The 1,089-nt window shown below is 54.0% G+C and carries 1 protein-coding gene; it reads right to left on the reverse strand.

Going from position 1 to position 1,089, the window contains the following annotated elements; translation table 11 throughout:
- Positions 1-864 precede the first annotated feature (864 nt).
- Positions 865-1,089, reverse strand: a 225-nt coding sequence (locus tag ACUVTA_RS07260; protein ID WP_445952292.1) for a hypothetical protein, incomplete at its 5' end; no start/stop codon positions are given.

A 1,089-nucleotide genomic window follows, 5' to 3' on the forward strand; every position in this document is an offset into this window, starting at 1 on the left:
AAGGTGGTCAGATTTGAACGCTGCGTCTGCCCCGGCGCGGAGCTTGGCCGCGCTTTTGAATGGCAAAGGCGGCCGCGGGAGCTAACTGTAGCCGTGGTTTGGCTCAGAAGCGAGTTCCTTGCGGAGGCTGCGTACTTCCAGGCCAAGTATCGGCTGGAAATGTTTAGGATTGGTCTTGATGAGTGGTGCTTTTGCGGCGGACACGAGGAGCGTGTGGCTTTGCTTGCCAGGTGCTTCAGGAATTCTTTCACCCCGGGCAGGTTGCGGAGATGGGTGATAAGGACACCGGTATCCAAAACTATGCTTTCAGTCATTTTCTGTTCGCCACCCGGTCCGCACTTCGTGCACGTAATTGGCTATTTTTTTGAGGTCATCTAATTCGGGGTGGTCATCAGTGGCCCAAGCGCCAGCGTATTCGTCTCCAGCCCGCTCGGTCATCAGGCGAGCTAAATACTGGCGGACACCCTCCGAAATAAAGGCGCTCAGGTTGGTTGTTGGTTAGACTTTTTATCTGGCGGTAGAGCTCTTCGGGGAGGGTGACGGAAACCTTGACCGTTTTCAAAACCATTCCCTCCAAACGTAAGGTCGCAATTTATAATACTAGCAGGTCATATTACCGTCAAGTAAGATTAAGAGGATTACGATGATGCTGAAAATTTAAAGGAATTTCCCCTTCCCTGAAGGCTATTTTCCCCGCTACAGCTCCTATTCCGGTCACGGTTAACCCTTTATCGGCTGCCTCAACTGTTTCGCCATGCCGTTTCTCCGGCGGTTGGGGTGGCCTTTCTCTTTTTGCCCCCAACTGATGGCCAGCCTCCCCGTTGCGGGTAACCTTATCGCGGTTTCGCCGGCGGCCCTGGTATTTTACGCGTTCTCGGGCGACCGGTCATTTACGGCCGCCAAACGGTTAGGCGTTTTAAGCGGGTAACGGTTATGCGGGACAAAGAGGAGCTTAGCGACTTTTGGTGACGGTTTCGTTGAGCCGGTGCCCGGTGGTGCCGTAAGCTGAAGGTAACGTAGCCCAACGGGTTGCGAAACTTTGGCAGAGAGGGAAAAGGGATGCGCATCTTCCTCGATACGGCGAAGGTG

The organism is Thermodesulfitimonas sp. (assembly GCF_052743955.1).